Genomic DNA, 25,137 nt, shown 5'->3' with positions numbered 1-25,137 from the left:
CAGGGCCGTATCACCCAGACCCACGACCATCGGGAGTGAAGGCATTGAGCGAAGAAAATACGTACGACTCAACGAGCATTAAAGTGCTGAAAGGCCTGGATGCCGTACGCAAACGTCCCGGTATGTACATTGGCGACACCGATGATGGTAGCGGCCTGCACCACATGGTGTTCGAGGTGGTCGACAACTCGATCGACGAAGCCCTGGCCGGCTATTGCGACGACATCAGCATCATCATCCACCCGGATGAGTCCATCACCGTTCGCGACAACGGCCGTGGCATCCCGGTAGACGTGCATAAAGAAGAAGGCGTTTCGGCAGCCGAGGTCATCATGACCGTGCTGCACGCCGGCGGTAAATTCGACGATAACTCCTACAAGGTATCCGGCGGTCTGCACGGTGTAGGTGTTTCGGTAGTTAACGCCTTGTCCGAAGAATTGGTCCTGACTGTTCGCCGTAGCGGCAAGATCTGGGAACAGACCTACATTCACGGTGTGCCACAGGCGCCGATGGCCATTGTTGGCGACAGCGAAACCACTGGCACCCAGATCCACTTCAAGGCATCCGGCGAAACCTTCAAGAACATCCATTTCAGCTGGGACATCCTGGCCAAGCGGATCCGTGAACTATCCTTCCTCAACTCCGGTGTTGGTATCGTCCTCAAGGACGAGCGCAGCGGTAAGGAAGAGCTGTTCAAGTACGAAGGTGGCTTGCGCGCGTTCGTTGAATACCTGAACACCAACAAGACCGCGGTCAACCAGGTGTTCCATTTCAACATTCAGCGTGAAGACGGCATTGGCGTTGAAATCGCCTTGCAGTGGAACGACAGCTTCAACGAGAACCTGTTGTGCTTCACCAATAACATTCCGCAGCGCGATGGCGGTACTCACCTGGTGGGTTTCCGTTCCGCACTGACGCGTAACCTGAACACCTACATCGAAGCTGAAGGCCTGGCGAAGAAGCACAAGGTCGCCACCACCGGTGACGACGCCCGTGAAGGTCTGACTGCAATTATTTCGGTCAAGGTTCCGGATCCAAAGTTCAGCTCCCAGACCAAAGACAAGCTGGTTTCTTCCGAAGTGAAGACCGCAGTCGAACAGGAAATGGGTAAGTATTTCTCCGACTTCCTGCTGGAAAACCCGAATGAAGCCAAGTTGGTCGTCGGCAAGATGATCGACGCGGCCCGCGCCCGTGAAGCTGCGCGCAAGGCCCGTGAGATGACCCGCCGCAAAGGCGCTCTGGATATCGCCGGGCTGCCGGGCAAGCTGGCTGACTGCCAGGAAAAAGACCCTGCCCTGTCCGAACTGTATCTCGTGGAAGGTGACTCTGCTGGCGGTTCCGCCAAGCAGGGACGTAACCGCAAGACCCAGGCGATTCTGCCGCTGAAAGGTAAAATCCTGAACGTCGAAAAGGCACGTTTCGACAAGATGATCTCTTCCCAGGAAGTAGGCACCTTAATCACCGCCCTGGGCTGCGGCATCGGCCGCGACGAATACAACATCGACAAGTTGCGCTATCACAACATCATCATCATGACCGATGCTGACGTCGACGGTTCGCACATCCGTACCCTGCTGCTGACGTTCTTCTTCCGTCAATTGCCGGAGCTGATCGAGCGAGGCTACATCTATATCGCTCAGCCGCCGTTGTACAAGGTTAAGAAAGGCAAGCAAGAGCAATACATCAAAGACGACGACGCCATGGAAGAGTACATGACGCAGTCGGCCCTGGAAGACGCAAGCCTGCACCTGAACGAAGAAGCACCTGGTATTTCTGGTGAAGCCCTTGAGCGTCTGGTCAATGACTTCCGTCTGGTGATGAAGACTCTCAAGCGTCTGTCGCGCCTGTATCCACAGGAACTGACCGAGCACTTCATCTACTTGCCTCCCGTAAGCATGGAGCAACTGTCTGATCACGCTGCAATGCAGGATTGGCTGGCACAGTACGAAGCTCGCCTGCGTACCGTCGAGAAGTCGGGTCTGGTCTATAAGGCCAGCCTGCGTGAAGACCGTGAACGTAACGTCTGGCTGCCAGAGGTCGAGCTGTTCTCCCACGGCCTGTCGAACTACGTCACTTTCAACCGCGACTTCTTCGGCAGCAACGACTATAAAACCGTCGTTTCCCTGGGCGCTCAATTGAGCACTCTGCTGGACGAAGGCGCATACATCCAGCGTGGCGAGCGTCGCAAGGCGGTCACCGAGTTCAAGGAAGCGCTGGACTGGCTGATGGCCGAAAGCACCAAGCGTCACACCATCCAGCGATACAAAGGTCTGGGTGAAATGAACCCGGATCAACTGTGGGAAACCACCATGGATCCGAGTGTTCGCCGGATGCTCAAAGTGACAATCGAAGACGCCATTGGCGCAGACCAGATCTTCAACACCCTGATGGGTGATGCGGTCGAACCTCGCCGTGACTTCATCGAAAGCAACGCCTTGGCGGTATCCAACCTGGACTTCTGATCCGGTTGTCGATGGGCACATTAAGTGTCGCAAGTGGGCGTGTTATTGTCGTTGTTCAGAGTCCCCAGCTCAGAGACTGGGCTTACTTCCTAACCAAGCAGTGGGGAACGAGATCCCCGCTGATTTAGGAGACTGGTGCCGACGAAGGTAATTTCTTTATTTCTTGCGGAACCGTGTATGAAACTGGTGGCTAGGAATACCCCAAGCGGCTGCCAAATGCGCCCAAAATCATTAAAACGTGAAACGTTCTCACTAATAAGTGAAATGAATGCACCAAAAAAGGGGCTGCCAAATGGTAGCCCCTATGCGTATCAACACAGTTAGCTCACGACTTCTTGACACAGCCCGCCGCAAGGGGGTTTAGCTACGAGCCTTTTCGCCAAGCAATCTAGAAGATCGCTTTTATTGGCTGATTTCAATGAGCTTGACTCCACCGGGGCCACCAAACATAGCAACCTGACAGCCCCAATTGCGAGAATTCAGTTTCTATGGCGACGAGTTGCTCGAATACCAAAAGTGAGAATAAGGCGTGAGTAGCAAACCAACGAAAACAATGATTTCTCTCTTCAGCGGAGCAGGTGGGCTGGATTTTGGCTTGTGCGCGGCAGGATTTACCAACAAGTTATGTGTAGAAATCGACGAAATTGCTCAAAAGACGCTCACCCTAAATCATCCAGAATGGAAAGTAGCTTGTCCTGGTGATATCCATTCGTTAACACCGAGGGAATTGTTACAACAAGCGAACCTTCAGCCTAGAGAACTCACCCTCCTCGCGGGCGGGCCGCCATGCCAACCTTTCTCAAAGTCAGGATATTGGGCAACAGGTGATACAGATCGCCTGACAGACCCACGGGCGAAAACCCTGAAAGCCTATTTAGATTGTTGCCGCTGACCGAAAACTGACCCAGTAAAGGCTGTTCTGCCGACTGAAAACTGACCCAGGTGTTCAACTGCTTCTGCTCACTTTCCGAGCAGGAGAACACAGGGTGATCAGCATGGAAATGTTGGGAAAAATCCGGCGGATGTACTTCCGCGACAAGCTCTCGCTGCACCAGATAGCCAAGCGTACCGGGCTGTCGAGAAACACCATCCGAAAATGGGTCAGAGCGCCCGAAGCTACTCAGCCGGCGTACCAGCGGTGCGCGACCTTCAACAAACTCAGCCCTTTCCACGACACGCTGGAACAGGCGCTGAAAGCCGATTCGTTCCGGGCAAAGCACAATCGCAGAAGCGCCAAAGCACTTTTCGAGCAGATCAAGGCCGAGGGTTATGACGGCGGCTACAGCCAGCTCACGGCGTTTGTACGCTCGTGGCGAGGTGAACAAGGCAAGTCTTTACGCGCTTTTGTACCGCTGACGTTTGCGCTCGGTGAAGCTTTTCAATTTGACTGGAGCGAAGAAGGGCTGCTGATCGGAGGCCTGTTTCGACGCATCCAGGTCTCCCACATGAAGCTGTGCGCCAGTCGCGCATTCTGGTTGGTTGCATACCCTAGCCAAGGTCACGAGATGCTATTCGATGCACATACGCGCTCGTTCGGAGCGTTAGGTGGCGTGCCGCGTCGCGGCATCTACGACAACATGAAAACGGCTGTCGACAAGGTCAATAAAGGCAAGGGCCGCACGGTCAATGCCCGGTTTTCCGTGATGTGCGCGCACTACCTGTTCGATCCGGATTTCTGCAACGTAGCCTCTGGCTGGGAAAAGGGCATTGTCGAGAAGAACGTTCAAGACAGTCGACGGCGCATTTGGCTTGACGCTCAAAACTGCATGTTCCACACCTTCGAGGAACTGAATGCCTGGCTCGGCCAACGCTGTCGTGCGCTCTGGAACGAGCTGCTGCATCCGCAGTACAACGGACTTACGGTGGCGGAAGTTTTGGAGCTGGAACGGGTCGAAATGATGCCGATGCCGACGGCCTTTGATGGCTACGTCGAGCGCACCGTTCGGGTCTCCAGCACCTGCCTGATCAGCGTGGCGCGAAATCGCTATTCGGTGCCTTGTGAGCGAGTCGGCCAGTGGGTCAGCAGCCGTCTTTACCCATCCCGGATCGTAGTCATCGCCGATGACGCAATGATTGCCAGCCACGAGCGCCTCTTTGATCGAGATCAGGTCAGTTTTGACTGGCAGCATTACATCCCACTCATCGAACGCAAGCCGGGTGCACTGCGCAATGGCGCACCGTTTGCCGATCTGCCCAATCCGTTGCGGCTTCTCAAACGGGGCCTGAGACGTCACAGCAATGGTGATCGAATCATGACGCAGGTGCTCGCTGCCGTGCCCATCGCAGGTCTCGACCCGGTGCTGGTAGCGGTAGAACTGGTGCTTGAGTCGGGAAGTCTGAGTGCCGATCACATCTTAAATGTTCTCGCCCGACTCACCGCTACTGCACCACCGCCTTCCGTAGAAACCAGCCTGCAACTCAAGGTGGCTCCCGTTGCCAACACGGCCCGATATGACCAACTCCGTACAACAGATGAGGAGAGCCGCAATGCGTGACTTGATGGCAGAACTTAAAGAACTGCGTCTGCATGGCATGGCGCAAGCTTGGGAAGAACTGGCGGCCCAGGGAGAAGCTTCGACGGCATCCTCGAAGTGGCTGCTTGAGCATCTGCTCCAACAGGAGCAGGCAGATCGCGCCGTGCGCTCAGTGAATCATCAGATGAACATGGCAAAGCTCCCCATGCACCGTGATTTAGCTGGCTTTGACTTCAGCGCTTCCAGCGCTGATGCCCGTCTAATCAAGGAATTATCCAGCCTTGAGTTTACGGAGACTGCGCAAAATGTCGTGTTCATCGGTGGGCCTGGAACCGGAAAAACACACCTGGCCAGTGCCTTGGCCGTGTCCGGAATCACCACTCATAACAAACGAGTACGGTTCTTCTCCACGGTCGATCTCGTCAACCTGCTGGAGCGTGAAAAGTACGATGGTAAGGCAGGCCGAATCGCCCAGGGACTGCTTCGGACAGACCTGGTGATACTCGATGAGCTTGGGTATTTGCCCTTCAGTCAGAGTGGTGGCGCGCTGTTATTTCACCTGCTTTCAAAACTGTACGAGTACACCAGCGTGGTCATCACCACCAATCTCAGCTTCTCGGAATGGTCGAGTGTGTTTGGCGACGCCAAGATGACCACAGCGTTGCTGGATCGGCTGACACACCACTGCCATATCGTCGAAACGGGCAACGAGTCCTACCGCCTGCAACACAGCACCTTGGCCGCTCAGACAAAGATCAAATCGCGTGAACGAAAGCGCAAGGGCGAAGATGGTATTGAGGACGATGAGCCGTTTTGATCTGCACCGTAAACACCCTTCCGCATGCCTGCATGCGGTGGGGCCAGATGCGTCTTCAACTAGGACACTACTGCTAAGCTTATCCACAATTGCTGGGACAAAAATCAGCAATCCGCCCTGGGTCAATTTTCAATCGGCAGGGTGGGTCAGTGTTCAATCAGCGCCAACACCTCATTGCTCTGCCTTTGCAAAAGCGTGCAAGGGCGCAAAATAACAGCGTATTTGTAGATGAGTCACTGGAACCTCATTCCGATCAATGGGCCTTTCTGGCCTCCGTTCAGCGGATGAGCCCTGGGGATATTGAGCCGGCTATTATCCGGGCGATGGGTAACCGTGATCCTGTAGGCGTCGCGTATGTCGAGGACGAGGGGGATGCAGAGCCTTGGAAAGGCCGCGATACGAGATCGCATAAGTTGACTTGCCCGTTACCTGCGTCTCTCCGTATCACATTGGCAAACCTGGTGTACTTCGAAAAATCGGAGTTACCGCAACCCTTGGCAAACCAGCTTGTCCGACTCGCGGCATTTCAAAATCCTGAGTTTTATAAAGCCCAGGCAATGCGAATGTCCGTCTGGAACAAGCCTCGGATCATTGGCTGTGCGCAAAATTTTCCTCAACATATCGCTTTACCACGTGGCTGCTTGGATGCGGCGCTGGACCTGTTAAAGGGAAATGGAATAGCCCCTGAGTTTCAAGATGAACGCTTTGCAGGTGAGCCCATCGAGGTGAGTTTCCTCGGTACATTACGTACTGATCAGGAAGTTGCGGTTAGCGAGATGCTTGATCATGACGCTGGCATCCTTTGTGCGCCGACCGCATTTGGCAAAACCGTGACTGCTGCCGCGTTGATAGCGAAGCGCAGTGTTAACACGTTAGTGCTTGTGCACAGGACTGAGCTGCTAAGGCAATGGCAAGAGCGTTTGCAGGCGTTTTTAGGCGTCGGCAATGGCATTGTAGGAACCATTGGTGGTGGGAAGGCAAAACCCACAGGTATCATCGATATCGCTGTAATGCAGTCTTTATCGCGAAAAGGTGAAGTGAGCGATACGGTAAAAAACTATGGCCAGATCATAGTTGATGAGTGCCATCACGTATCGGCGGTTTCCTTCGAATCGTTACTGAGGAGCGCTGCCGCAAGGTATGTGGTGGGACTTACAGCAACTCCAGTACGCCGTGATGGGCAGCAACCTATTATCTTTATGCAATGCGGACCGATCCGGCACTCTGCTACTCGACCGGCAAGTGCCCCTCATGATTTGTCTGTCGTGCCCCGATTACTTTCCAAGCTTATTGTCGTCCCCGATGGCTCAGGGATTCAGGATGTGTTTCGACGTTTAGCCGACGATATCGAGCGTACAGCCAAAATTGTCTCCGAGGTTGAGCTAGCCTTTAACCAAGGTAGGAAAATCTTGGTGCTGACTGAGCGCACTGAACATGTGGATGCTCTTGAGGCTGAATTGAAGGGGCGCGTGCATAACCTTTTTACACTTCATGGGCGGGTACCAAAAAAACAGCGAATCGCCCGCATGCACGAGCTTGACTCACTGCCGTCAGATGCTCCACGCGTCCTCGTTGCAACTGGAAAGCTAGTTGGCGAAGGCTTCGATCATCCAGCATTGGACACATTGGTGCTGGCAATGCCCATTTCTTGGAAAGGAATACTTCAGCAATACGCAGGCCGATTGCATCGAGCGCATGCCGATAAAGGCGACGTACGAGTGATCGACTTCGTTGACGCGGGCAATGTCGCGTTGATGAGGATGTGGGATAAGCGGCAGGCGGGGTACAAAGCGATGGGTTACCGAATGGCTGATTCCCTAGCCACTATGGACTTGCTCTAGTAGTACGGTCCATTTGGATTCGGATTTCAGATGCAGCTAGCATGCGCCTTCAGCACGATGAGGATGCTGGTTCCGGAAACGACATTTAATAAGGTCAAAAAAACGCAAAACGACACTATTTACGGCACATCAGCGACATTTATGGTGCCCATGTTCCACGTGGAACCCTGATTCCACCTAGGGTACGCATGACACTTAATATGCCCATCGACACCGGTAACCTGCCTTACGAAAAAGGCCAACGCATATGCGTTGGCCTTTTTTATTACCTGCGGATCACAGACCTGACGTCGGCACATACAACTAAATCGAGGCACAAAAAAACCGGCTATATCAGCCGGTTTTTTTGCGCCCGAAAAAAACTTATGCACGTTTTCTGAGATTTTATCAGTTTATGAAATATGTATATAAATCATGTAGTTACAAGTAAATCGTGGCACCCTGAAAGAAAATGGTGCACAGGTTATCCACAGAAACTCAGACAGCGACCTGATCATTGGCAATCGGTGCTTGTGGAGCCGGAGGCAGAGAGCCCATTTCCTGCTGCATCTGCTCATTCCATGCCTGTACCCGATCATTCAAATCAGCAATGGCGCGCGGACCGCTGCCTTCGGCATACATCGGTGCGCCGATCATCACGGTGATCACCCCCTGCTTCTTTGCCCAACCGGTTTTCGGCCAGAATTTGCCAGCGTTATGCGCGATCGGTAGCACGGGCAGTTCGGCATTCACCGCCAGCGCAGATCCGCTGCGGGAGAATTTGCCGATGGTGCCGAAGGGAACGCGCGTGCCTTCAGGGAAAATCAGCACCCAGACTTTGTCCTTGAGCAGCACATCACCCTTAGACGCGACTTGTTTGAGCGCTGCTTTCGGGTTGTCACGATCGATGGCGATCGGACGCAACATGGCCATGGCCCAGCCGAAGAACGGCACGTACAACAACTCGCGCTTGAGCACCTGGCTCAGTGGCGAAAAATAGGCAGACAGAAAGAACGTCTCCCAGGTGCTCTGGTGATTCGACACAATCACGCAGGGCCGCTCTGGCACGTTCTCTGCGCCTTTGACTTCGTAACTAATGCCAAGGAACACCTTGCTCAACCACAAGGCGCAGCGGCACCAGTAAACATTGATGAAACGATAGCGCGCCTTGAATGGCAGGAAAGGCGCGATAAAAAAGCTCAGGCTGCACCACAGTAAGGAGCTGGTGCCCAGCAGCAGGTAAAAGAGGAAGGTTCTGATGGCCTGCAGTATCGACATGGTGACGTTACCGTTGCGGGCATTGCCCGCCTATATAAAGCGCACTTTCCTATCATCCCTTGCCAGGAAATTGAGAAGCGCACACTTAGTTAAGTGCATTTGTGCACAAGTTCTGCGGCAATCGCCGCCAGATCGTCAAAAATCAATGTGCCTACCGGAAGGGTCTTGCCCAAAGTCTTTTCGCCTTTTCCGGTCTTTACCAAAACTGGCTGTGAATCGACGGCTTTCGCGGCTTCCAGGTCACCAAGGCTGTCGCCGACGAACCAGACGTTGGTCAGCGACACGTTGTAATGGGAGGCGATGTTTTTCAACATCCCGGGTTTCGGCTTGCGGCAATCGCAGCCTTCGTTCGGCCCGTGTGGGCAGTAGACGATAAGGCCAACTTCACCGCCCTGCTCCGCCACCAGCGCGCGCAAGCGCTCGTGCATGGCGTCCAGGGTGGCGAGGTCGTAATAGCCGCGAGCGATGCCCGACTGGTTGGTAGCGACCGCTACCGTCCAGCCGGCTTTGCTCAACTGCGCGATGGCTTCGATCGAACCGGGAAGTGGAGTCCACTCCTCCACCGACTTGATATAAGCGTCGGAGTCGTAATTGATCACTCCGTCCCGATCGAGAATCAGCAGTTTCAAACAGACTTACCCCAGCAACGAAATATCGGCGACGCCGAGGAACAGCCCACGCAGACGCGCCAGCAACGCATAACGGTTGGCGCGGACTTTTGCGTCCTCCGCGTTGACCATCACGGCTTCGAAGAACGCATCCACCGGCTCGCGCAGTGCAGCCAGGCGCGCGAGGGATTCGCTGTACTGGCGCGAGGCGGCCATTGGTTGTACAGCCTGGTCAGCCTGCTGGATCGCCGAGTACAGGGAGAACTCGTTGGCGTTGTCGAAGTACTTGGCTTCGACGACGGTAGGCACCGAACCTTCGACCTTGCTCAGCAAGTTCGATACACGTTTGTTCACCGCTGCCAGGGCTGCGGCTTCCGGCAGTTTGCGGAAGGCCTGTACCGCTTGTACGCGCTGGTCGAAGTCCAGAGCCGAACCGGGTTTCAGGGCACGAACCGACAGGTAGGTGGCGACATCGACGCCTTCGTCTTCGTAACGGGCACGCAGACGGTCGAAGATGAATTCCAGTACCGATTCGTTCAGGCCGGCAGCCTTGACCTTGGCACCGAACGCCGTGACGGCGAAGCCAACAGCGTCGTTCAGGTCCAGATCCAGTTGCTTCTCGATCAGGATGCGCAGTACGCCCAATGCTGCGCGGCGCAGTGCGTACGGGTCTTTGCTACCGGTTGGCAGCATGCCGATGCCGAAGATACCCACCAGGGTGTCGAGCTTGTCGGCGATGGCCACGGCCGCACCGGTCAGGGTGGACGGCAATTGCGCGCCAGCACCGCGCGGCATGTATTGCTCGTTCAGCGCCAGCGCGACGTCTTCCGGTTCACCGTCGTTGAGGGCGTAGTAGTAACCAGCGACACCTTGCATCTCCGGGAACTCGCCGACCATTTCGGTAGCCAGGTCGCACTTGGACAGCAAACCTGCACGGGCAGCCCACGAAGCGTTGCCACCGATACGCGCTGCGATGTAGGCGGCGAGTTTGGAAACACGTTCGGCCTTGTCGTAGACGCTGCCGAGTTTTTCCTGGAACACCACGTTTTGCAGGCGCAGGTTGAAGTCTTCGAGTTTCTGCTTCTTGTCTTGCTTGAAGAAGAACTCGGCGTCGGTCAGGCGTGGGCGAACCACTTTCTCGTTACCGGCGATGATCTGCTGTGGGTCTTTGCTCTCGATGTTGGCCACGGTAATGAAACGTGGCAGCAACTTGCCGTCGGCATCCAGCAGGCAGAAGTACTTCTGGTTGTCCTGCATGGTGGTGATCAACGCTTCTTGCGGCACGTCGAGGAAGCGTTCTTCGAACGAACACACCAGCGGCACCGGCCATTCAACCAGCGCGGTCACTTCGTCTAGCAGGTCCGGCGGCACGATCGCGGTGCCTTCCTGACGGGTCGCCAGCTCTTCGGTGCGCTTGCTGATGATGTCGCGACGCTCATTGGCATCGGCCAATACATAAGCGGCACGCAGGTCGGCCAGGTAGCTGGACGGCGAACCGATGCGTACGTTTTCCGGGTGATGGAAACGGTGACCACGGGAATCGCGGCCGGCCTTCTGGGCGAGGATGGTGCAGTCGATGACCTGATCACCGAGCAGCATCACCAGCCATTGGGTCGGACGAACGAATTCTTCTTTGCGCGCGCCCCAACGCATGCGTTTCGGGATCGGCAGGTCGTTCAGGGAATCTTCGACGATGGTTGGCAGCAGGCTCGCGGTCGGCTTGCCGGCGATGCTTTGGCTGTAGCGCAGTTTCGGGCCGCTCTGATCGATTTCGCTCAGGTCGACGCCGCACTTCTTGGCAAAGCCCAGTGCCGCTTGGGTCGGGTTGCCTTCGGCATCGAACGCAGCCTGACGTGGCGGGCCATCAAGGTTGATGCTGCGATCGGGCTGCTGGGTGGCCAGCGAGGTGATCAGCACAGCCAGGCGGCGTGGCGCGGCATAAACGGTTTTGGTCTCGTAGTTCAGGCCGGCGGCTTGCAGGCCCTTGTCGATACCGGCAAGGAACGCCTCAGCCAGGGTGTTCAGGGCTTTGGGTGGCAGTTCTTCAGTGCCCAGTTCAACCAGAAAATCCAGAGCACTCATTGTGCAGCCTCCAGCTTGGCCAGTACTTCGTCACGCAGGTCCGGGGTCGCCATCGGGAAGCCCAGCTTGGCGCGAGCCAGCAGGTAGGCTTGCGCAACGGAACGCGCCAGGGTGCGTACACGCAGGATGTATTGCTGACGCGCAGTCACGGAAATCGCCCGGCGCGCATCCAGCAGGTTGAAGGTATGGGAAGCCTTCAACACCATTTCGTAGCTCGGCAACGGCAGCGGCTGGTCGAGTTCGATCAGACGCTTGGCTTCGCTTTCATAGAAATCGAACAGTTCGAACAGTTTCTCGACATTGGCGTGTTCGAAGTTGTAGGTCGACTGCTCCACTTCGTTCTGGTGGAACACGTCGCCGTAGGTCACCTTGCCCATCGGGCCGTCAGCCCAAACCAGGTCGTAGACCGAGTCCACGCCTTGCAGGTACATGGCCAGACGCTCAAGACCGTAAGTGATCTCGCCGGTCACCGGGTAGCACTCGATGCCGCCCGCTTGCTGGAAGTAAGTGAACTGCGTCACTTCCATGCCGTTGAGCCAGACTTCCCAGCCCAGACCCCAGGCGCCCAGAGTTGGCGATTCCCAGTTGTCTTCGACGAAACGGATGTCATGCACCAGCGGGTCCAGACCCACGTGCTTGAGGGAGCCCAGGTACAGTTCCTGGAAATTGTCCGGGTTCGGCTTCAGGACTACCTGGAACTGATAGTAGTGCTGCAGACGGTTCGGGTTTTCGCCATAGCGGCCGTCAGTCGGACGACGACTTGGTTGCACGTAGGCGGCGTTCCAGGTTTCCGGGCCAATGGCGCGCAGGAATGTAGCAGTGTGGAAAGTGCCGGCGCCTACTTCCATATCGTAGGGCTGAAGTACCACACAACCTTGCTCGGCCCAGTATTGCTGGAGGGCGAGGATCAAGTCTTGGAAGGTACGCACGGCTGGCGTAGGCTGGCTCACGAAATTCACCTGTTTCTTGGGCTGCGATTTAAAGAGCGGGAGTATACCCGATTCATTGCTGCGCACGCCCCCTGGAGCCTTATGCCACGCTGCTTTTGGTGTTCCGAAGATTCGCTGTACATGGCTTATCACGATCAGGAGTGGGGCACGCCGCTACGCGATGCGCAGGGTTTGTTCGAGTTGCTTTTGCTCGAAGGGTTCCAGGCCGGCCTTTCCTGGATCACCGTGCTGCGCAAACGCGAGCATTATCGCCAGGTCATGTTCGGCTTTGACGTGCAGCGCGTGGCGCAGATGAGCGATGCCGAAATCGACGAGTTGATGCTCGACCCGGGGATCATCCGCAACCGGCTCAAGCTCAATGCGGCCAGGCGCAATGCCCAGGCCTGGCTGGCGCTGGAGGACCCGGTGGCGTTTCTCTGGTCGTTCATCGGTGGCAAGCCTGTGATCAATCATTTCAGGGATCGCAGTGAGGTCCCGGCCGTCACGCCGACAGCGGTAGAGATGAGCAAAGGCTTGAAAAAGGCGGGCTTCACGTTCGTCGGCCCGACCATCTGCTACGCGCTGATGCAGGCCAGCGGCATGGTCATGGACCACACCCAGGATTGCGACCGCTACGCGATGCTGGTGAACGGCGGTTAGAATAGCCGCCTCGCGCACAGCACAAGATCAGGAGTGACCTGTGGATAAGTTTAAAGGCGCCTTGCTGGTAGGCGCTCTGCGGCTGTTTGCCCTGCTTCCGTGGCGGGCGGTGCAAGCCGTGGGCTCGGCAATTGGCTGGGTCATGTGGAAAACCCCAAACCGTTCCCGCGACGTCGTGCGGATCAATCTTTCCAAGTGTTTTCCGGACATGGATCCCGCCGAGCGCGAACGGCTGGTGGGCCAGAGTCTGAAGGACATCGGCAAGTCCCTGACCGAAAGCGCCTGCGCCTGGATCTGGCCGGCTCAGCGCTCCATCGATCTGGTTCGTGAAGTTGAAGGCCTCGACGTATTGAAAGACGCCCTCGCCTCCGGCAAGGGCGTGGTGGGCATCACCAGCCACTTGGGCAACTGGGAAGTGCTCAACCACTTCTATTGCAGCCAATGTAAACCGATCATTTTTTATCGGCCGCCAAAACTGAAGGCGGTAGATGAATTGCTACAGAAACAGCGGGTACAACTGGGCAACAAGGTGGCCGCTTCCACCAAGGAAGGCATCCTTAGCGTCATCAAGGAAGTGCGCAAAGGTGGTGCAGTGGGTATTCCCGCTGACCCGGAACCTTCCGAATCGGCCGGTATCTTCGTTCCGTTCTTCGCCACTCAGGCGTTGACTAGCAAGTTCGTGCCGAACATGCTCGCCGGTGGCAAAGCCGTCGGTGTGTTTTTGCATGCCCTGCGCTTGCCGGACGGTTCGGGCTACAAAGTGATCCTGGAAGCCGCCCCCGAAGCCATGTACAGCACCGATACCGCGACGTCCTGCGCGGCAATGAGCCAGGTAGTGGAGCGATATGTTCGAGCCTATCCGAGCCAGTACATGTGGAGTATGAAACGCTTCAAGAAACGCCCACCGGGTGAAGCACGCTGGTATTGAACCGATTGGCATGATCTGTGGATAAACACGGGATCGGGGTTATCCACAACCGTTCATTAAAGGGCGCAATAGATGTCCGAACACCGCAAATCATTTCGCATCAAGATCAGTCACGAAAGCTTTGGCGAATGCCTGGGCCAGACGCGCAATCTTTCGACCACGGGTGTCTATGTCAAGCATCCTGCCCTGTCGACCCTGGTCAGGGGCGCAGTGGTTTACGGCCAGGTCCAGGGCTTGCCCACCGGTGCACCGAGGGTGCGCATGGAAGTGGTGCAGGTGGACGACGACGGCATCGGCTTGCGCTATCTCTGATCAGTGCCCCTGACGGTCGAGTTTCTTCAGGAACACCGTCATTTCTTTCTCGGCTTGCTTGTCGCCATGGTTTTGAGCCGCTTGCAGGCCTTGTTCCCAGGCTTGGCGTGCGGCCGCATGGTCCGCCAGCGCCAAGTAGGCCTTACCCAATAGCTTCCAGGCAGCCGAGTACTTCGGATCAATCTCGACGCAGCGCTGAAAATGCTCCACAGCCTTGTCGTTTTCCCCCAAATCCAGATAACCCTTGCCGAGGCCGAAGCGCAGCAAGGCGTTATCCACACCCTTGGCGAGCATTTTTTCCAGGGATTCGATCATAAGGGCCTCTCAGTCAGTGATCGTTCCCACGCTCTGCGTGGGAATGCCGCCCGGGTCGCTCTGCGACCCCCTTTCAAAGCCGGACGCAGAGCGTCCATTGATGCGTTCCCACGCGGAGCGTGGGAACGATCGTTTGGGGTAGGTCAGTCCTTCAGAAGAAGCTCAACCCCACATGGAACAACTTCTCCACATCACGAATGTGCTTTTTATCCACAAGGAACAGGATCACATGATCCCCGGTCTCGATCACGGTGTCGTCGTGGGCGATGATCACTTCTTCATCGCGGATGATCGCACCGATGGTCGTGCCCGGTGGCAGGCCGATGTTCTCGATGGCCTTGCCGATCACCTTGCTCGATTTCGCATCGCCGTGGGCAATGGCTTCGATGGCTTCCGCCGCACCCCGGCGCAGTGAGTGCACACTGACGATGTCGCCACGGCGTACGTGGGCCAGCAACGTGCCGATGGTCGCCAGTTGCGGGCTGATGGCGATATCGATGTCGCCGCCCTGGATCAGATCGACGTAGGCCGGGTTGTTGATGATGGTCATCACCTTCTTCGCCCCCAGGCGCTTGGCTAGCAGCGACGACATGATGTTGGCCTCGTCATCGTTGGTCAGTGCCAGGAACAGATCGGCATCAGCGATGTTCTCTTCAAGCAGCAAGTCACGGTCCGAAGCGCTGCCCTGCAACACCACGGTGCTGTCGAGGTGGTCCGACAGATGACGGCAGCGAGCCGGGTTCATCTCGATGACCTTCACCTGGTAGCGACTCTCGATGGCCTCGGCCAGCCGCTCACCGATCTGCCCGCCACCGGCGATGACGATGCGCTTATAGGTTTCGTCGAGACGGCGCATTTCGCTCATGACCGCGCGAATGTTCGCTTTGGCGGCGATGAAAAACACCTCGTCGTCGGCCTCGATCACCGTATCGCCTTGGGGCAGGATCGGCCGGTCTCGGCGGAAAATCGCGGCAACGCGGGTTTCAACGTTGGGCATGTGCTCGCGCAATTGCCGCAGTTGCTGGCCCACCAGCGGCCCGCCATAGTAAGCCCGCACTGCCACCAGTTGCGCCTTGCCTTCGGCAAAGTCGATCACCTGTAAGGCGCCCGGATGCTGGATCAGGCGCTTGATGTAGTTGGTGACCACTTGTTCCGGGCTGATCAGCACGTCCACCGGAATCGCTTCGTTCTGGAACAGCTGTTCTTCACGGGTCAGGTACGCGGCTTCGCGCACCCGAGCGATTTTGGTTGGAGTGTGGAACAGAGTGTGGGCGACCTGACAGGCGACCATGTTGGTTTCATCGCTGTTGGTGACGGCGACCAGCATGTCAGCATCGTCGGCACCGGCCTGGCGCAGCACGGTCGGGAATGAGCCGCGGCCCTGCACCGTGCGGATGTCCAGGCGATCACCGAGGTCGCGCAGGCGTTCACCATCGGTGTCGACCACGGTGATGTCGTTAGCCTCGCTGGCCAAGTGTTCCGCCAGCGAACCACCGACCTGTCCTGCGCCGAGGATGATGATTTTCATCCAGTCACTCCCTTAAACCGGTTAACCGCGCGCGGCGGCGATCTTGATCAGCTTGGCGTAATAGAACCCGTCGTGGCCGCCCTCCTGGGCCAGCAACTGGCGGCCATGGGGCTGCTTGATTCCGGCCGCCGTGACCAGGTCCAGTTCACGGGCTCCCGGCGTGCGGGTGAGGAACGCTTCGATGACTTCAGTGTTCTCGGTGGGCAATGTAGAGCAGGTGGCGTAGAGCAGAATTCCGCCCACTTCCAGAGTCATCCACATGGCGTCCAGCAATTCGCCCTGCAGCACCGCCAGCGCGGCAATGTCGTCAGGTTGGCGAGTGAGCTTGATGTCCGGGTGGCGGCGAATCACACCGGTGGCAGAGCACGGGGCGTCGAGCAGGATGCGCTGGAATGGCTTGCCGTCCCACCATGCCTGAGTATCGCGACCGTCAGCGGCGATCAATTCGGCGCTGAGCTTCAAGCGTTCGAGGTTTTCACGCACCCGCACCAGACGCTTGGCTTCCAGATCCACGGCCACAACGCCGGCCAGCTTTGGCTCGGCTTCAAGGATGTGACACGTCTTGCCGCCTGGTGCGCAGCACGCGTCGAGCACCCGTTGTCCCGGGGCCAGATCCAGCAGGTCGGCGGCCAATTGCGCAGCTTCGTCCTGCACGCTGATCCAGCCATCGGCAAAGCCCGGCAGGCCGCGCACGTCGGCGGCGGCGTCAAGGATGATGCCGTCGCGGCTGTAGACACACGGCGTAGCGGCAATGCCGGCATCGTTCAGTAATGCGAGGTAGGCGTCGCGGCTGTGATGACGACGATTGACGCGCAGGATCATCGGCGGATGCGCATTGTTCGCCGCACAAATGGCTTCCCACTGCTCAGGCCAGAAAGCCTTGAGCGACTTTTGCAGCCAGCGTGGGTGAGCGGTGCGTACCACCGGGTCACGTTCCAGCTCGGCGAAAATCGTTTCGCTTTCACGCTGAGCATTACGCAGCACAGCGTTGAGCAATGCCTTGGCCCAGGGCTTTTTCAGCTTGTCGGCGCAACCGACGGTTTCACCGATGGCAGCATGGGCCGGGACGCGGGTGTAGAGCAATTGGTAGAGACCAACCAGGAGCAACGCCTCGACATCGGCGTCCGCAGCCTTGAAAGGTTTCTGCAACAGTTTGGCCGCCAGCGCCGACAAGCGCGGTTGCCAGCGTGCGGTGCCGAAGGCCAGATCCTGGGTGAAACCACGATCACGGTCCTCGACCTTGTCCAGTTGTGTTGGCAGCGAACTGTTGAGCGAAGCTTTTCCGCTGAGGACGGCGGCAAGTGCCTTGGCGGCGGCAAGACGAGGATTCATTGAGCGTCCGCCGCTTGACCGAGCACAGTGTCGGTGGCGAATTTCTCGCGCCGGCTGTTGAACAGGTCGCTGAAGTTCAGTGCCTTGCCGCCGGGCAGTTGCAGGCGGGTCAGGCACAAGGCCTGTTCACCGCAAGCGACAATCAGACCGTCCTTGCTGGCGCCGAGGATTTCACCCGGCGCGCCCTTGCCTTCAGAAAGGTTCGCCGCCAGCACTTTCAGGGCTTCGCCATTCAAGGTGCTGTGGGTGATCGGCCATGGATTGAAGGCACGAACCAGACGTTCCAGCTCAACTGCCGGGCGAGTCCAGTCGATGCGCGCCTCGTCTTTGTTCAATTTGTGCGCATAGGTAGCGAGGCTGTCGTCCTGCACTTCGCCTTGCAGCGTACCGGCAGCGAGGCCGGCAATCGCCTGAATCACCGCAGGTGGACCCATTTGCGCCAGACGATCATGGAGGCTGCCGCCGGTGTCTTCGGCGCTGATTGGCGTGGTGACTTTCAACAGCATCGGCCCTGTATCGAGGCCGGCTTCCATGCGCATCACGGTCACGCCACTTTCGGCGTCGCCTGCTTGCACCGCACGCTGGATCGGCGCTGCACCGCGCCAGCGCGGCAACAACGAGGCGTGGCTGTTGATGCAGCCCAGGCGCGGAATATCCAGCACCACTTGCGGCAGGATCAGGCCATAGGCGACCACCACCATCAAGTCCGGTTTCAGCGCGGCCAGTTCAGCCTGAGCGTCTTCGTTGCGCAGCGTTGGCGGTTGCAACACCGGAATATTGTTTTCCAGAGCCAACTGTTTGACCGGGCTCGGCATCAGTTTTTGCCCACGGCCCGCCGGACGATCCGGTTGGGTGTAGACCGCAACGATCTCGTAAGGGCTGCTTAGCAGGGCCTTGAGGTGTTCGGCGGCGAATTCCGGGGTACCGGCAAAGACAATGCGCAGTGGCTCAGTCATGGAAGCTCTCGATTAAAAAGCAGCTTGAAAAGAAAAAGGCTTGCCGCGGCAAGCCTTTGAAGAGGGGCATCAGGCGTTCTGGCGGTGCAGCTTTTCCAGTTTCTTCTTGATGCGGTCGCGTTTAAGCGTAGACAGGTAGTCGACGAACAATTTGCCGTTCAGGTGGTCGCATTCGTGTTGGATGCACACGGCGAGCAAATCTTCGGCGATCAGTTCGTAAGGCTGACCGTCGCGGTCCAGCGCCTTGACCTTGACCCTTTGCGGGCGATCCACGTTTTCGTAGAAACCTGGTACCGACAGGCAACCTTCCTGGTACTGACCCATGTCTTCGGTCAGGGGTTCGAGCTCGGGGTTAATGAACACTCGCGGTTCGGTGCGGTCTTCGGAAAGGTCCATCACGACGATACGTTTGTGCACGTTGACCTGGGTCGCGGCGAGGCCGATGCCTGGCGCTTCATACATTGTTTCAAACATGTCATCGACCAACTGACGCACTTCGTCGTCCACTACGGCCACAGGTTTGGCGATAGTGCGCAGGCGCGAGTCGGGGAATTCGAGGATGTCTAAAATGGCCATAAGCTTGATTACTGCACGTGTGGAGTAAGGTCGGGTCGATGGCCTGGCTGCTCCGAAGATGCAGGCTACCGTTGTAAAACGTAGCCCCCTTCTGTTCATAAGCAAGTCGGGAGCGAGCCACTGACGGCTCTTGCGTTTCACGCGAACGCACATAATAAAGGGATTCACCGCATGAGGAAATCACTACTCGCCTTGCTCCTTCTGGCCTCGGCCGGTTTGGCGCACGGGCAAGTGCAACTTCGGGAAGGTTTTCCACAGCGATACATCGTGGCAACGGGAGACACGCTTTGGGACATCTCCGCAAAGTTTCTCCGCCAGCCGTGGCAGTGGCCGCAGTTGTGGCAGGCCAATCCCCAGATCGAAAACCCCAATATCATCTACCCCGGCGATACGCTGTCACTGGTCTACGTCGATGGCCAGCCACGCCTGACGCTCAACCGAGGCCAGTCGCGGGGGACCATCAAGCTCTCGCCACGGGTGCGCACCAGCCCGGTAGCCGACGCGATTCCGAGCATTCCACTGAAGTCGATCAACAGCTTTCTGCTGAGCAACCGCATCGTCGACAAGGTCGAGGATTTTGATAAAGCGCCGTACATCGTGGCCGGCGATGCCGAACGCGTGCTCAGCGGCATCGGCGACCGCATCTTCGCTCGCGGCCATTTCGACCCCGAGCAACCCGTCTACGGCATCTTCCGCCAGGGCAAGGTCTACACCGATCCGCAGACCCAGGAATTTCTGGGCATCAACGCCGATGACATCGGTGGCGGCGAGATCGTGGCCACCGAAGGCGATGTCGCCACGCTGGCGTTGCAACGTACCACCCAGGAAGTGCGCCTTGGCGACCGCTTGTTCAGTGGCGAAGAGCGCTCGATCAACTCGACTTTCATGCCCAGCGCACCCAACACCGAGGTCAACGGCTTGATCATAGATGTACCGAGGGGGGTGACCCAGATCGGCGCGATGGATGTGGTCACGCTGAACAAGGGCCTGCGCGATGGTCTGGCCGAAGGCAACGTATTAGTGGTGATGAAAACCGGTGAAACCGTGCGTGACCGGATCACCGGCCAGCCACTGAAAATTCCCGATGAGCGCGCCGGGCTGCTGATGGTGTTTCGCACCTACGACAAGCTCAGCTACGGGCTGGTCCTCAATGCTTCGCGCTCGCTGGCGGTGATGGATAAGGTGCGAAATCCATAGCGTGCTTCACAAGTTACCAACAGAGTTATCCACAGCTTATGCCCGTTTGTAAGGGCGTACATAACGATCAAGGATGATCCATGTCACTGACTGCCGTTGCACCGGTTTCCCCTGCGGAACTGGAAGCCCGTTTACGCTTGCATCGTTTGCCGGAACTCGGTCCGGCGCGTTTCAAGAAGCTGCTCGAGGCCTTCGGTTCTGCTTCCAAAGCCATCAGCGCACCGGCCAGTGCCTGGCGCGCACTGGGCTTGCCATTGGCGTGCTCTGAGGCCAGGCGAAGCGCTGAAATCCGCGACGGCGCGAGCCACGCCTTGGCTTGGCTGGAGCGTCCGGGCCAGCATTTACTGATGTGGGACCAGCCCGACTACCCGGCGCTGCTGGCGCAAATCAGCGATGCGCCGCCGCTGCTATTCGTGGCGGGTGATCCGGGCATCCTGGAAAAACCGCAATTGGCGATGGTCGGCAGTCGTCGTGCTTCAAGACCGGGCATGGATACCGCCGCGGCATTTTCCCGCAGTTTGGCGAGCGCCGGTTTTGTCATCACCAGTGGTTTGGCGCTGGGTATCGATGCCGCCGCGCACCAGGCCGCTTTGGACGTTGGCGGGCAAACGGTCGGGGTGCTTGGCACCGGTCTTGAAAAGTTTTATCCACAGCGCAATCGGCGGCTGGCGGACGCCATGATTGCCTCGGGCAGCGCGGTGCTGTCGGAGTTTCCGCTGGATGCTGGCCCCAGTGCCAGCAACTTCCCCCGACGCAATCGCATCATCAGTGGTTTGTCCCTTGGTGTGCTGGTGGTCGAGGCCAGTGTCGCCAGCGGCTCATTGATCACCGCCAGGCTGGCGGCGGACCAGGGACGTGAGGTTTACGCGATACCGGGGTCGATCCATCACCCCGGTGCGCGAGGCTGCCATCAACTGATCCGCGACGGTGCGGTGCTGGTGGAGACCATCGAACATATTCTCGAAGCCCTGCGTGGCTGGCAGCAACAACCCTTGTTTTCAGAGGTTAACGAAGTTTCGACGAGTCATCCCTTGTTAATGCTGCTGCATGCAGCCCCTCACACCAGTGAAGCATTGGCCGTCGCCAGCGGCTGGCCGTTACCCAAAGTGTTGGCGGCGTTGACGGAGCTGGAAATGGATGGCAGCGCCGTATGTGAAAACGGGCGCTGGTTTGCGCGAGTGAGCTAGGTTTTATAAGCAGGAACGGTAAACTGCGCAGAGCCTTATTCTGGAGAGTTTTTCATGGTCAACAGTTGGCGTGTGCAGCAAGCCGCACAAGCAGTTCGCGCAGGGGCGGTGATTGCCTACCCAACCGAAGCTGTCTGGGGTCTGGGTTGCGATCCATGGGACGAAGAGGCAGTGGAGCGTTTGCTGCTGATCAAGGGTCGGTCGGTGGATAAAGGCCTGATTCTGGTCGCCGATAACATCCGCCAGTTCGATTTCCTGTTCGAAGACTTCCCTGAACTGTGGATGGATCGCATGGCCAGCACTTGGCCAGGGCCAAATACCTGGCTGGTGCCGCACCAGAACCTGTTGCCGGAGTGGATTACCGGTGTGCATGAAACGGTGGCATTGCGTGTCAGCGATCATCCGCAAGTGCGGGACTTGTGTTCGCTGGTCGGGCCGCTGGTGTCGACTTCCGCCAACCCTCAGGGCCGGCCGGCGGCGCGTACACGGCTTCGCGTCGAGCAGTATTTCCGTGGGGAGGTTGATCTGGTGCTAGGCGGGATGCTCGGCGGGCGCAAGAACCCGAGCGTGATTCGCGATCTGGCGACGGGGCATGTGGTGCGCCCGGATTAAGACCGCGGCGCTCCCAATCGCGGGCAAGCCCGCTCCCACAAGATTCTTCTGTGAACACCAATTTTGTAATCAACAGAAAACACTGTGGGAGCGGGCTTGCCCGCGATGAGGCCCGATCAGGCGCCGAAAATGTTAAGGCAACAACACAACCGAGCCGGTTGTACGCCGCGCCGACAACTCAGTCTGCGCCTTGGCTGCATCAGCCAGTGGATAACGTTGGCTGATATCCACCTTCAGCTTGCCACTGATGATCATCTCGAACAGCTCGTCTGCCATACGCTGCAAGTTCTCGGCGTTGTTGGCATAGGTGCCCAGAGTCGGCCGGGTGACATACAGCGAGCCTTTCCCCGCCAGTATCCCCAGGTTCACCCCATCCACCGCACCGGACGCATTGCCGAAGCTCACCACCAGCCCTCTCGGCGCAGCGCTGTCGAGTGAAGTCAGCCAGGTGTCCTTGCCGACGCCGTCATACACCACCGGGACTTTTTTGCCGTCGGTCAATTCCAACACCCGCTGTGCGACGTTTTCGTGGCTGTAGTCGATGGTCGCCCACGCGCCGTTGGCCTTGGCCAGCGCGGCTTTCTCCGCGGAGCTCACCGTACCGATCAGCTTGACCCCCAACGCCTTGGCCCATTGGCAAGCCAGCGAACCGACGCCACCGGCAGCGGCGTGGAACAGGATGGTCTCGCCACCCTTGAGTTCATAGGTCTGGCGCAGCAGGTATTGCACCGTCAGGCCCTTGAGCATCACGCCGGCCGCCTGTTCGAAGCTGATGGCGTCCGGAAGGTGCACCAGGTTTGCCTCGGGCAAAACGTGAACATCACTGTAGGCACCCAGCGGGCCACTGCCGTATGCCACGCGATCACCGACCTTGAACCGGGTGACTGCGCTGCCAACCGCCTCGACCACGCCGGCGCCTTCCGAACCCAGGCACGATGGCAAGGCCGGTGGTGGATACAGGCCACTGCGGTAATAGGTATCGATGAAATTCAGGCCAACGGCCTTATTGGTGACGCGAACTTCATTGGTGCCGGGCTCGGCGGGCTGGTAGTCCACATACTCAAGCACTTCGGGGCCGCCATGGGCACGGAACTGGATACGCTTTGCCATCTGCACTCTCCTGAGTCGCTGCTTGGGTTTCAGTTACGAAGCGCCCCATCGAACTCCTAAGCTTGATCTTCGTCAACAGCGACGAGCGTATCGGCGGTGGTATGCTACGCGCCCATTTGCGCAGGCTGACCTCCGATGGAGCGCCGCGTAGCTTTGCCCGATCCAAGGTGATGCCATGACTACCCGCACCGAGGCCGTAAAAGCCTACCTGCTCGACCTGCAAGACCGTATTTGCGCTGCCCTGGAGGCTGAGGACGGCGGCACGCGTTTCGTCGAAGACGCCTGGACCCGACCTGCCGGCGGTGGCGGACGTACCCGGGTGATCGAAAATGGCGCGGTCATCGAGAAGGGCGGCGTCAATTTTTCCCACGTCTTTGGCAGTGGTCTGCCACCTTCCGCCAGCGCCCATCGGCCAGAGCTGGCCGGTCGTGGTTTCGAAGCCCTGGGGGTGTCGCTGGTGATTCATCCGCACAACCCGCATGTCCCGACCTCCCACGCCAACGTGCGTTTCTTCATCGCTGAAAAAGAAGGCGAAGAGCCGGTCTGGTGGTTCGGCGGCGGTTTCGATCTAACGCCCTACTACGGCAATGAAGAAGACTGCGTGCACTGGCACCGTGTCGCCGAGCAGGCTTGCGCGCCGTTTGGCGCGGATGTCTACCCGCGTTACAAAGCCTGGTGCGACAGCTACTTCCACATCAAGCATCGCCACGAGCCACGGGGCATTGGCGGCCTGTTTTTCGATGACCTGAACGAGTGGGACTTCGACACCAGCTTTGCCTTCATGCGCGCCATCGGTGATGCCTACATCGAGGCTTACCTGCCGATCGTGCAGCGTCGCAAGAACGATGCGTTCAGCGCAAAACAACGGGAATTCCAGGAGTACCGTCGCGGGCGCTACGTCGAGTTCAACCTGGTCTACGACCGTGGCACGTTGTTTGGCCTGCAATCGGGTGGACGCACCGAGTCGATCCTCATGTCCCTGCCCCCGCAAGTGCGCTGGGGTTACGACTGGAAAGCCGAGCCTGGCAGCGAAGAAGCGCGCCTGACCGAATACTTCCTGCAAGACCGCGATTGGTTGGCCAAGGCCTGAACGAGGAAAGTTGATGGACCGTTATGTCGTTTTCGGTAACCCGATTGGCCACAGCAAATCGCCGCTGATTCATCGTCTGTTCGCCGAACAGACCGCGCAGAAACTCGACTACAGCACCTCGCTGGCGCCCTTGGACGATTTTTCCGGCTGCGCCCGGGCATTTTTCCTCGAGGGCCGCGGGGCGAATGTGACGGTCCCGTTCAAGGAAGAGGCCTATCGCCTGGCCGACAGCTTGACCGCGCGGGCACAACGGGCCGGTGCTGTGAATACGCTGAGCAAACTGGCCGACGGCACTTTACTGGGCGATAACACGGACGGCGCCGGACTGGTGCGGGACCTGACCGTCAACGCCGGTTTCAGCCTCAAGGGCAAACGCATCCTGTTGCTGGGCGCCGGCGGCGCAGTGCGCGGTGCACTGGAGCCTTTGCTGGCCGAGCAGCCAGCGTCGGTGGTCATCGCGAATCGCACAGTGGACAAGGCTGAGCTGCTGGCGGAGCTGTTCTGCGATCTGGGGCCGGTATCGGCCAGCGGCTACGACTGGCTGGAGGAGTCGGTGGACCTGATCATCAACGCGACATCCGCGAGCTTGTCTGGTGATGTCCCACCGATTGCCAGCAGCCTCATCGAACCGGGCAAGACCGTTTGCTACGACATGATGTATGGCAAGGAACCGACTTCGTTCTGCCGCTGGGCCAGCGAGCATGGTGCGGCGGTGGCCATGGACGGGTTGGGGATGTTGGCCGAACAAGCGGCAGAGGCGTTCTTCCTGTGGCGCGGGGTGCGGCCGGATACGGCGCCGGTGCTGGCCGAATTGCGTCGTCAGCTAGCTCTTTAAAAGCATCGCGGGCAAGCCCGCTCCCACAG

22 protein-coding genes and 1 pseudogene are annotated in these 25,137 nt (G+C 58.1%); 13 read left to right on the top strand and 10 right to left on the bottom strand.

Annotated elements, in window-relative coordinates:
• The first annotated feature begins 44 nt into the window (after window positions 1–44).
• The 5 genes and pseudogenes from gyrB to ACRESJ_RS24385 all read left to right on the top strand — a co-directional run.
• Window positions 45–2,462 (top strand): DNA topoisomerase (ATP-hydrolyzing) subunit B, encoded by a 2,418-nt coding sequence (gene gyrB / locus ACRESJ_RS24405; RefSeq protein WP_431760188.1) that lies wholly within the window; start codon window positions 45–47, stop codon window positions 2,460–2,462.
• Window positions 2,463–2,991: 529 nt separating this feature from the next.
• On the top strand, window positions 2,992–3,354 hold the full coding sequence (locus tag ACRESJ_RS24400) for a DNA cytosine methyltransferase (RefSeq protein ID WP_431760186.1): 363 nt from the start codon (window positions 2,992–2,994) through the stop codon (window positions 3,352–3,354).
• 103 nt (window positions 3,355–3,457) lie between these two features.
• Window positions 3,458–4,957: an IS21 family transposase gene (istA, locus tag ACRESJ_RS24395; RefSeq protein ID WP_431760187.1), complete on the top strand. Its 1,500-nt coding sequence runs from the start codon at window positions 3,458–3,460 to the stop codon at window positions 4,955–4,957.
• Window positions 4,950–5,753, top strand: a complete 804-nt coding sequence (gene istB, locus ACRESJ_RS24390; protein ID WP_431760185.1) for an IS21-like element helper ATPase IstB — start codon at window positions 4,950–4,952, stop codon at window positions 5,751–5,753. Before istA ends, istB begins: the two co-directional genes overlap by 8 nt.
• Before the next feature lie 167 nt (window positions 5,754–5,920).
• Window positions 5,921–7,594 (top strand): annotated as a pseudogene (locus tag ACRESJ_RS24385) (DEAD/DEAH box helicase family protein); the annotation flags it as partial.
• A 477-nt stretch (window positions 7,595–8,071) separates the two neighbouring features.
• Here ACRESJ_RS24385 and ACRESJ_RS24380 read toward each other — a convergent pair.
• The 4 genes from ACRESJ_RS24380 to glyQ form a co-directional block, all read right to left on the bottom strand.
• Window positions 8,072–8,851: a lysophospholipid acyltransferase family protein gene (locus ACRESJ_RS24380; RefSeq protein WP_431760184.1), complete on the bottom strand. Its 780-nt coding sequence runs from the start codon at window positions 8,849–8,851 to the stop codon at window positions 8,072–8,074.
• A gap of 89 nt (window positions 8,852–8,940) precedes the next feature.
• Window positions 8,941–9,480: a D-glycero-beta-D-manno-heptose 1,7-bisphosphate 7-phosphatase gene (gene gmhB, locus ACRESJ_RS24375; RefSeq protein ID WP_431760183.1), complete on the bottom strand. Its 540-nt coding sequence runs from the start codon at window positions 9,478–9,480 to the stop codon at window positions 8,941–8,943.
• A gap of 6 nt (window positions 9,481–9,486) precedes the next feature.
• Complete coding sequence (glyS, locus tag ACRESJ_RS24370) at window positions 9,487–11,541, bottom strand: glycine--tRNA ligase subunit beta (protein WP_431760182.1); 2,055 nt, start codon at window positions 11,539–11,541, stop codon at window positions 9,487–9,489.
• On the bottom strand, window positions 11,538–12,491 hold the full coding sequence (gene glyQ, locus ACRESJ_RS24365) for a glycine--tRNA ligase subunit alpha (protein WP_008155694.1): 954 nt from the start codon (window positions 12,489–12,491) through the stop codon (window positions 11,538–11,540). Before glyQ ends, glyS begins: the two co-directional genes overlap by 4 nt.
• A gap of 81 nt (window positions 12,492–12,572) precedes the next feature.
• On the opposite strand from glyQ, the gene tag reads away from it, so the two are divergent.
• The 3 genes from tag to ACRESJ_RS24350 all read left to right on the top strand — a co-directional run bounded on the left by tag (window position 12,573) and on the right by ACRESJ_RS24350 (window position 14,370).
• A complete protein-coding gene (gene tag / locus ACRESJ_RS24360; protein WP_431760181.1) occupies window positions 12,573–13,130 on the top strand; it encodes a DNA-3-methyladenine glycosylase I in 558 nt (185 codons plus the stop codon).
• 40 nt (window positions 13,131–13,170) lie between these two features.
• Window positions 13,171–14,058, top strand: a complete 888-nt coding sequence (locus ACRESJ_RS24355) for a lysophospholipid acyltransferase (RefSeq protein ID WP_431760180.1) — start codon at window positions 13,171–13,173, stop codon at window positions 14,056–14,058.
• Between the two features lie 72 nt (window positions 14,059–14,130).
• On the top strand, window positions 14,131–14,370 hold the full coding sequence (locus tag ACRESJ_RS24350) for a PilZ domain-containing protein (protein ID WP_431760179.1): 240 nt from the start codon (window positions 14,131–14,133) through the stop codon (window positions 14,368–14,370).
• On the opposite strand, the gene ACRESJ_RS24345 is transcribed toward ACRESJ_RS24350, so the two are convergent.
• The 5 genes from ACRESJ_RS24345 to def form a co-directional block, all read right to left on the bottom strand.
• Window positions 14,371–14,685 (bottom strand): tetratricopeptide repeat protein, encoded by a 315-nt coding sequence (locus ACRESJ_RS24345; RefSeq protein WP_431760178.1) that lies wholly within the window; start codon window positions 14,683–14,685, stop codon window positions 14,371–14,373. It abuts the gene before it with no gap.
• A gap of 151 nt (window positions 14,686–14,836) precedes the next feature.
• Complete coding sequence (trkA, locus tag ACRESJ_RS24340) at window positions 14,837–16,213, bottom strand: Trk system potassium transporter TrkA (protein ID WP_008002298.1); 1,377 nt, start codon at window positions 16,211–16,213, stop codon at window positions 14,837–14,839.
• 21 nt (window positions 16,214–16,234) lie between these two features.
• Window positions 16,235–17,545 carry a 16S rRNA (cytosine(967)-C(5))-methyltransferase RsmB gene (gene rsmB / locus ACRESJ_RS24335; protein ID WP_431760177.1) on the bottom strand — a complete coding sequence of 437 codons (1,311 nt, stop codon included), beginning with the start codon at window positions 17,543–17,545 and terminating at the stop codon, window positions 16,235–16,237.
• Window positions 17,542–18,501 (bottom strand): methionyl-tRNA formyltransferase, encoded by a 960-nt coding sequence (fmt, locus tag ACRESJ_RS24330; protein WP_431760176.1) that lies wholly within the window; start codon window positions 18,499–18,501, stop codon window positions 17,542–17,544. The genes rsmB and fmt overlap by 4 nt, the downstream gene beginning before the upstream one ends.
• Window positions 18,502–18,570: 69 nt before the next feature.
• On the bottom strand, window positions 18,571–19,077 hold the full coding sequence (gene def / locus ACRESJ_RS24325; protein ID WP_130903760.1) for a peptide deformylase: 507 nt from the start codon (window positions 19,075–19,077) through the stop codon (window positions 18,571–18,573).
• Window positions 19,078–19,248: 171 nt separating this feature from the next.
• Here def and ACRESJ_RS24320 point away from each other — a divergent pair, with 171 nt between their 5' ends.
• From ACRESJ_RS24320 to ACRESJ_RS24310, 3 genes are all read left to right on the top strand, one after another.
• Window positions 19,249–20,274, top strand: coding sequence for a LysM peptidoglycan-binding domain-containing protein (locus ACRESJ_RS24320; protein WP_431760175.1), 1,026 nt, complete (start codon window positions 19,249–19,251; stop codon window positions 20,272–20,274).
• A gap of 80 nt (window positions 20,275–20,354) precedes the next feature.
• Window positions 20,355–21,461: a DNA-processing protein DprA gene (gene dprA / locus ACRESJ_RS24315; protein ID WP_431760174.1), complete on the top strand. Its 1,107-nt coding sequence runs from the start codon at window positions 20,355–20,357 to the stop codon at window positions 21,459–21,461.
• Window positions 21,462–21,515: 54 nt separating this feature from the next.
• Window positions 21,516–22,073: an L-threonylcarbamoyladenylate synthase gene (locus ACRESJ_RS24310; protein WP_431760173.1), complete on the top strand. Its 558-nt coding sequence runs from the start codon at window positions 21,516–21,518 to the stop codon at window positions 22,071–22,073.
• Window positions 22,074–22,205: 132 nt separating this feature from the next.
• Here the strand turns inward: ACRESJ_RS24310 and ACRESJ_RS24305 are convergent, their stop codons facing one another.
• A complete protein-coding gene (locus ACRESJ_RS24305; protein ID WP_431760172.1) occupies window positions 22,206–23,183 on the bottom strand; it encodes an NADPH:quinone reductase in 978 nt (325 codons plus the stop codon).
• Between the two features lie 175 nt (window positions 23,184–23,358).
• Here ACRESJ_RS24305 and hemF point away from each other — a divergent pair, with 175 nt between their 5' ends.
• A complete protein-coding gene (gene hemF, locus ACRESJ_RS24300) occupies window positions 23,359–24,273 on the top strand; it encodes an oxygen-dependent coproporphyrinogen oxidase (protein ID WP_431760171.1) in 915 nt (304 codons plus the stop codon).
• 13 nt (window positions 24,274–24,286) lie between these two features.
• A complete protein-coding gene (gene aroE, locus ACRESJ_RS24295; RefSeq protein ID WP_431760170.1) occupies window positions 24,287–25,108 on the top strand; it encodes a shikimate dehydrogenase in 822 nt (273 codons plus the stop codon).
• Window positions 25,109–25,137 lie beyond the last annotated feature (29 nt).

It is taken from the genome of Pseudomonas sp., assembly GCF_050739655.1.
Lineage (GTDB): Bacteria > Pseudomonadota > Gammaproteobacteria > Pseudomonadales > Pseudomonadaceae > Aquipseudomonas.
Note: the sequence above shows the minus strand (reverse complement) of the source record. Positions and strands in the feature narration are given on the sequence as shown.

What these genes read in the sequence shown, in the direction of transcription:
- dprA (WP_431760174.1), top strand. Translation starts at nt 20,355, where the DNA reads ATGTCACTGACTGCCGTTGCACCGGTTTCCCCTGCGGAACTGGAAGCC.
- istB (WP_431760185.1), top strand. Translation starts at nt 4,950, where the DNA reads ATGCGTGACTTGATGGCAGAACTTAAAGAACTGCGTCTGCATGGCATG.
- glyS (WP_431760182.1), bottom strand. Translation starts at nt 11,541, where the DNA reads ATGAGTGCTCTGGATTTTCTGGTTGAACTGGGCACTGAAGAACTGCCA.
- aroE (WP_431760170.1), top strand. Translation starts at nt 24,287, where the DNA reads ATGGACCGTTATGTCGTTTTCGGTAACCCGATTGGCCACAGCAAATCG.
- istA (WP_431760187.1), top strand. Translation starts at nt 3,458, where the DNA reads ATGGAAATGTTGGGAAAAATCCGGCGGATGTACTTCCGCGACAAGCTC.
- ACRESJ_RS24380 (WP_431760184.1), bottom strand. Translation starts at nt 8,851, where the DNA reads ATGTCGATACTGCAGGCCATCAGAACCTTCCTCTTTTACCTGCTGCTG.
- def (WP_130903760.1), bottom strand. Translation starts at nt 19,077, where the DNA reads ATGGCCATTTTAGACATCCTCGAATTCCCCGACTCGCGCCTGCGCACT.
- trkA (WP_008002298.1), bottom strand. Translation starts at nt 16,213, where the DNA reads ATGAAAATCATCATCCTCGGCGCAGGACAGGTCGGTGGTTCGCTGGCG.
- ACRESJ_RS24310 (WP_431760173.1), top strand. Translation starts at nt 21,516, where the DNA reads ATGGTCAACAGTTGGCGTGTGCAGCAAGCCGCACAAGCAGTTCGCGCA.
- rsmB (WP_431760177.1), bottom strand. Translation starts at nt 17,545, where the DNA reads ATGAATCCTCGTCTTGCCGCCGCCAAGGCACTTGCCGCCGTCCTCAGC.
- ACRESJ_RS24345 (WP_431760178.1), bottom strand. Translation starts at nt 14,685, where the DNA reads ATGATCGAATCCCTGGAAAAAATGCTCGCCAAGGGTGTGGATAACGCC.
- ACRESJ_RS24305 (WP_431760172.1), bottom strand. Translation starts at nt 23,183, where the DNA reads ATGGCAAAGCGTATCCAGTTCCGTGCCCATGGCGGCCCCGAAGTGCTT.
- hemF (WP_431760171.1), top strand. Translation starts at nt 23,359, where the DNA reads ATGACTACCCGCACCGAGGCCGTAAAAGCCTACCTGCTCGACCTGCAA.
- ACRESJ_RS24320 (WP_431760175.1), top strand. Translation starts at nt 19,249, where the DNA reads ATGAGGAAATCACTACTCGCCTTGCTCCTTCTGGCCTCGGCCGGTTTG.
- fmt (WP_431760176.1), bottom strand. Translation starts at nt 18,501, where the DNA reads ATGACTGAGCCACTGCGCATTGTCTTTGCCGGTACCCCGGAATTCGCC.
- ACRESJ_RS24350 (WP_431760179.1), top strand. Translation starts at nt 14,131, where the DNA reads ATGTCCGAACACCGCAAATCATTTCGCATCAAGATCAGTCACGAAAGC.
- tag (WP_431760181.1), top strand. Translation starts at nt 12,573, where the DNA reads ATGCCACGCTGCTTTTGGTGTTCCGAAGATTCGCTGTACATGGCTTAT.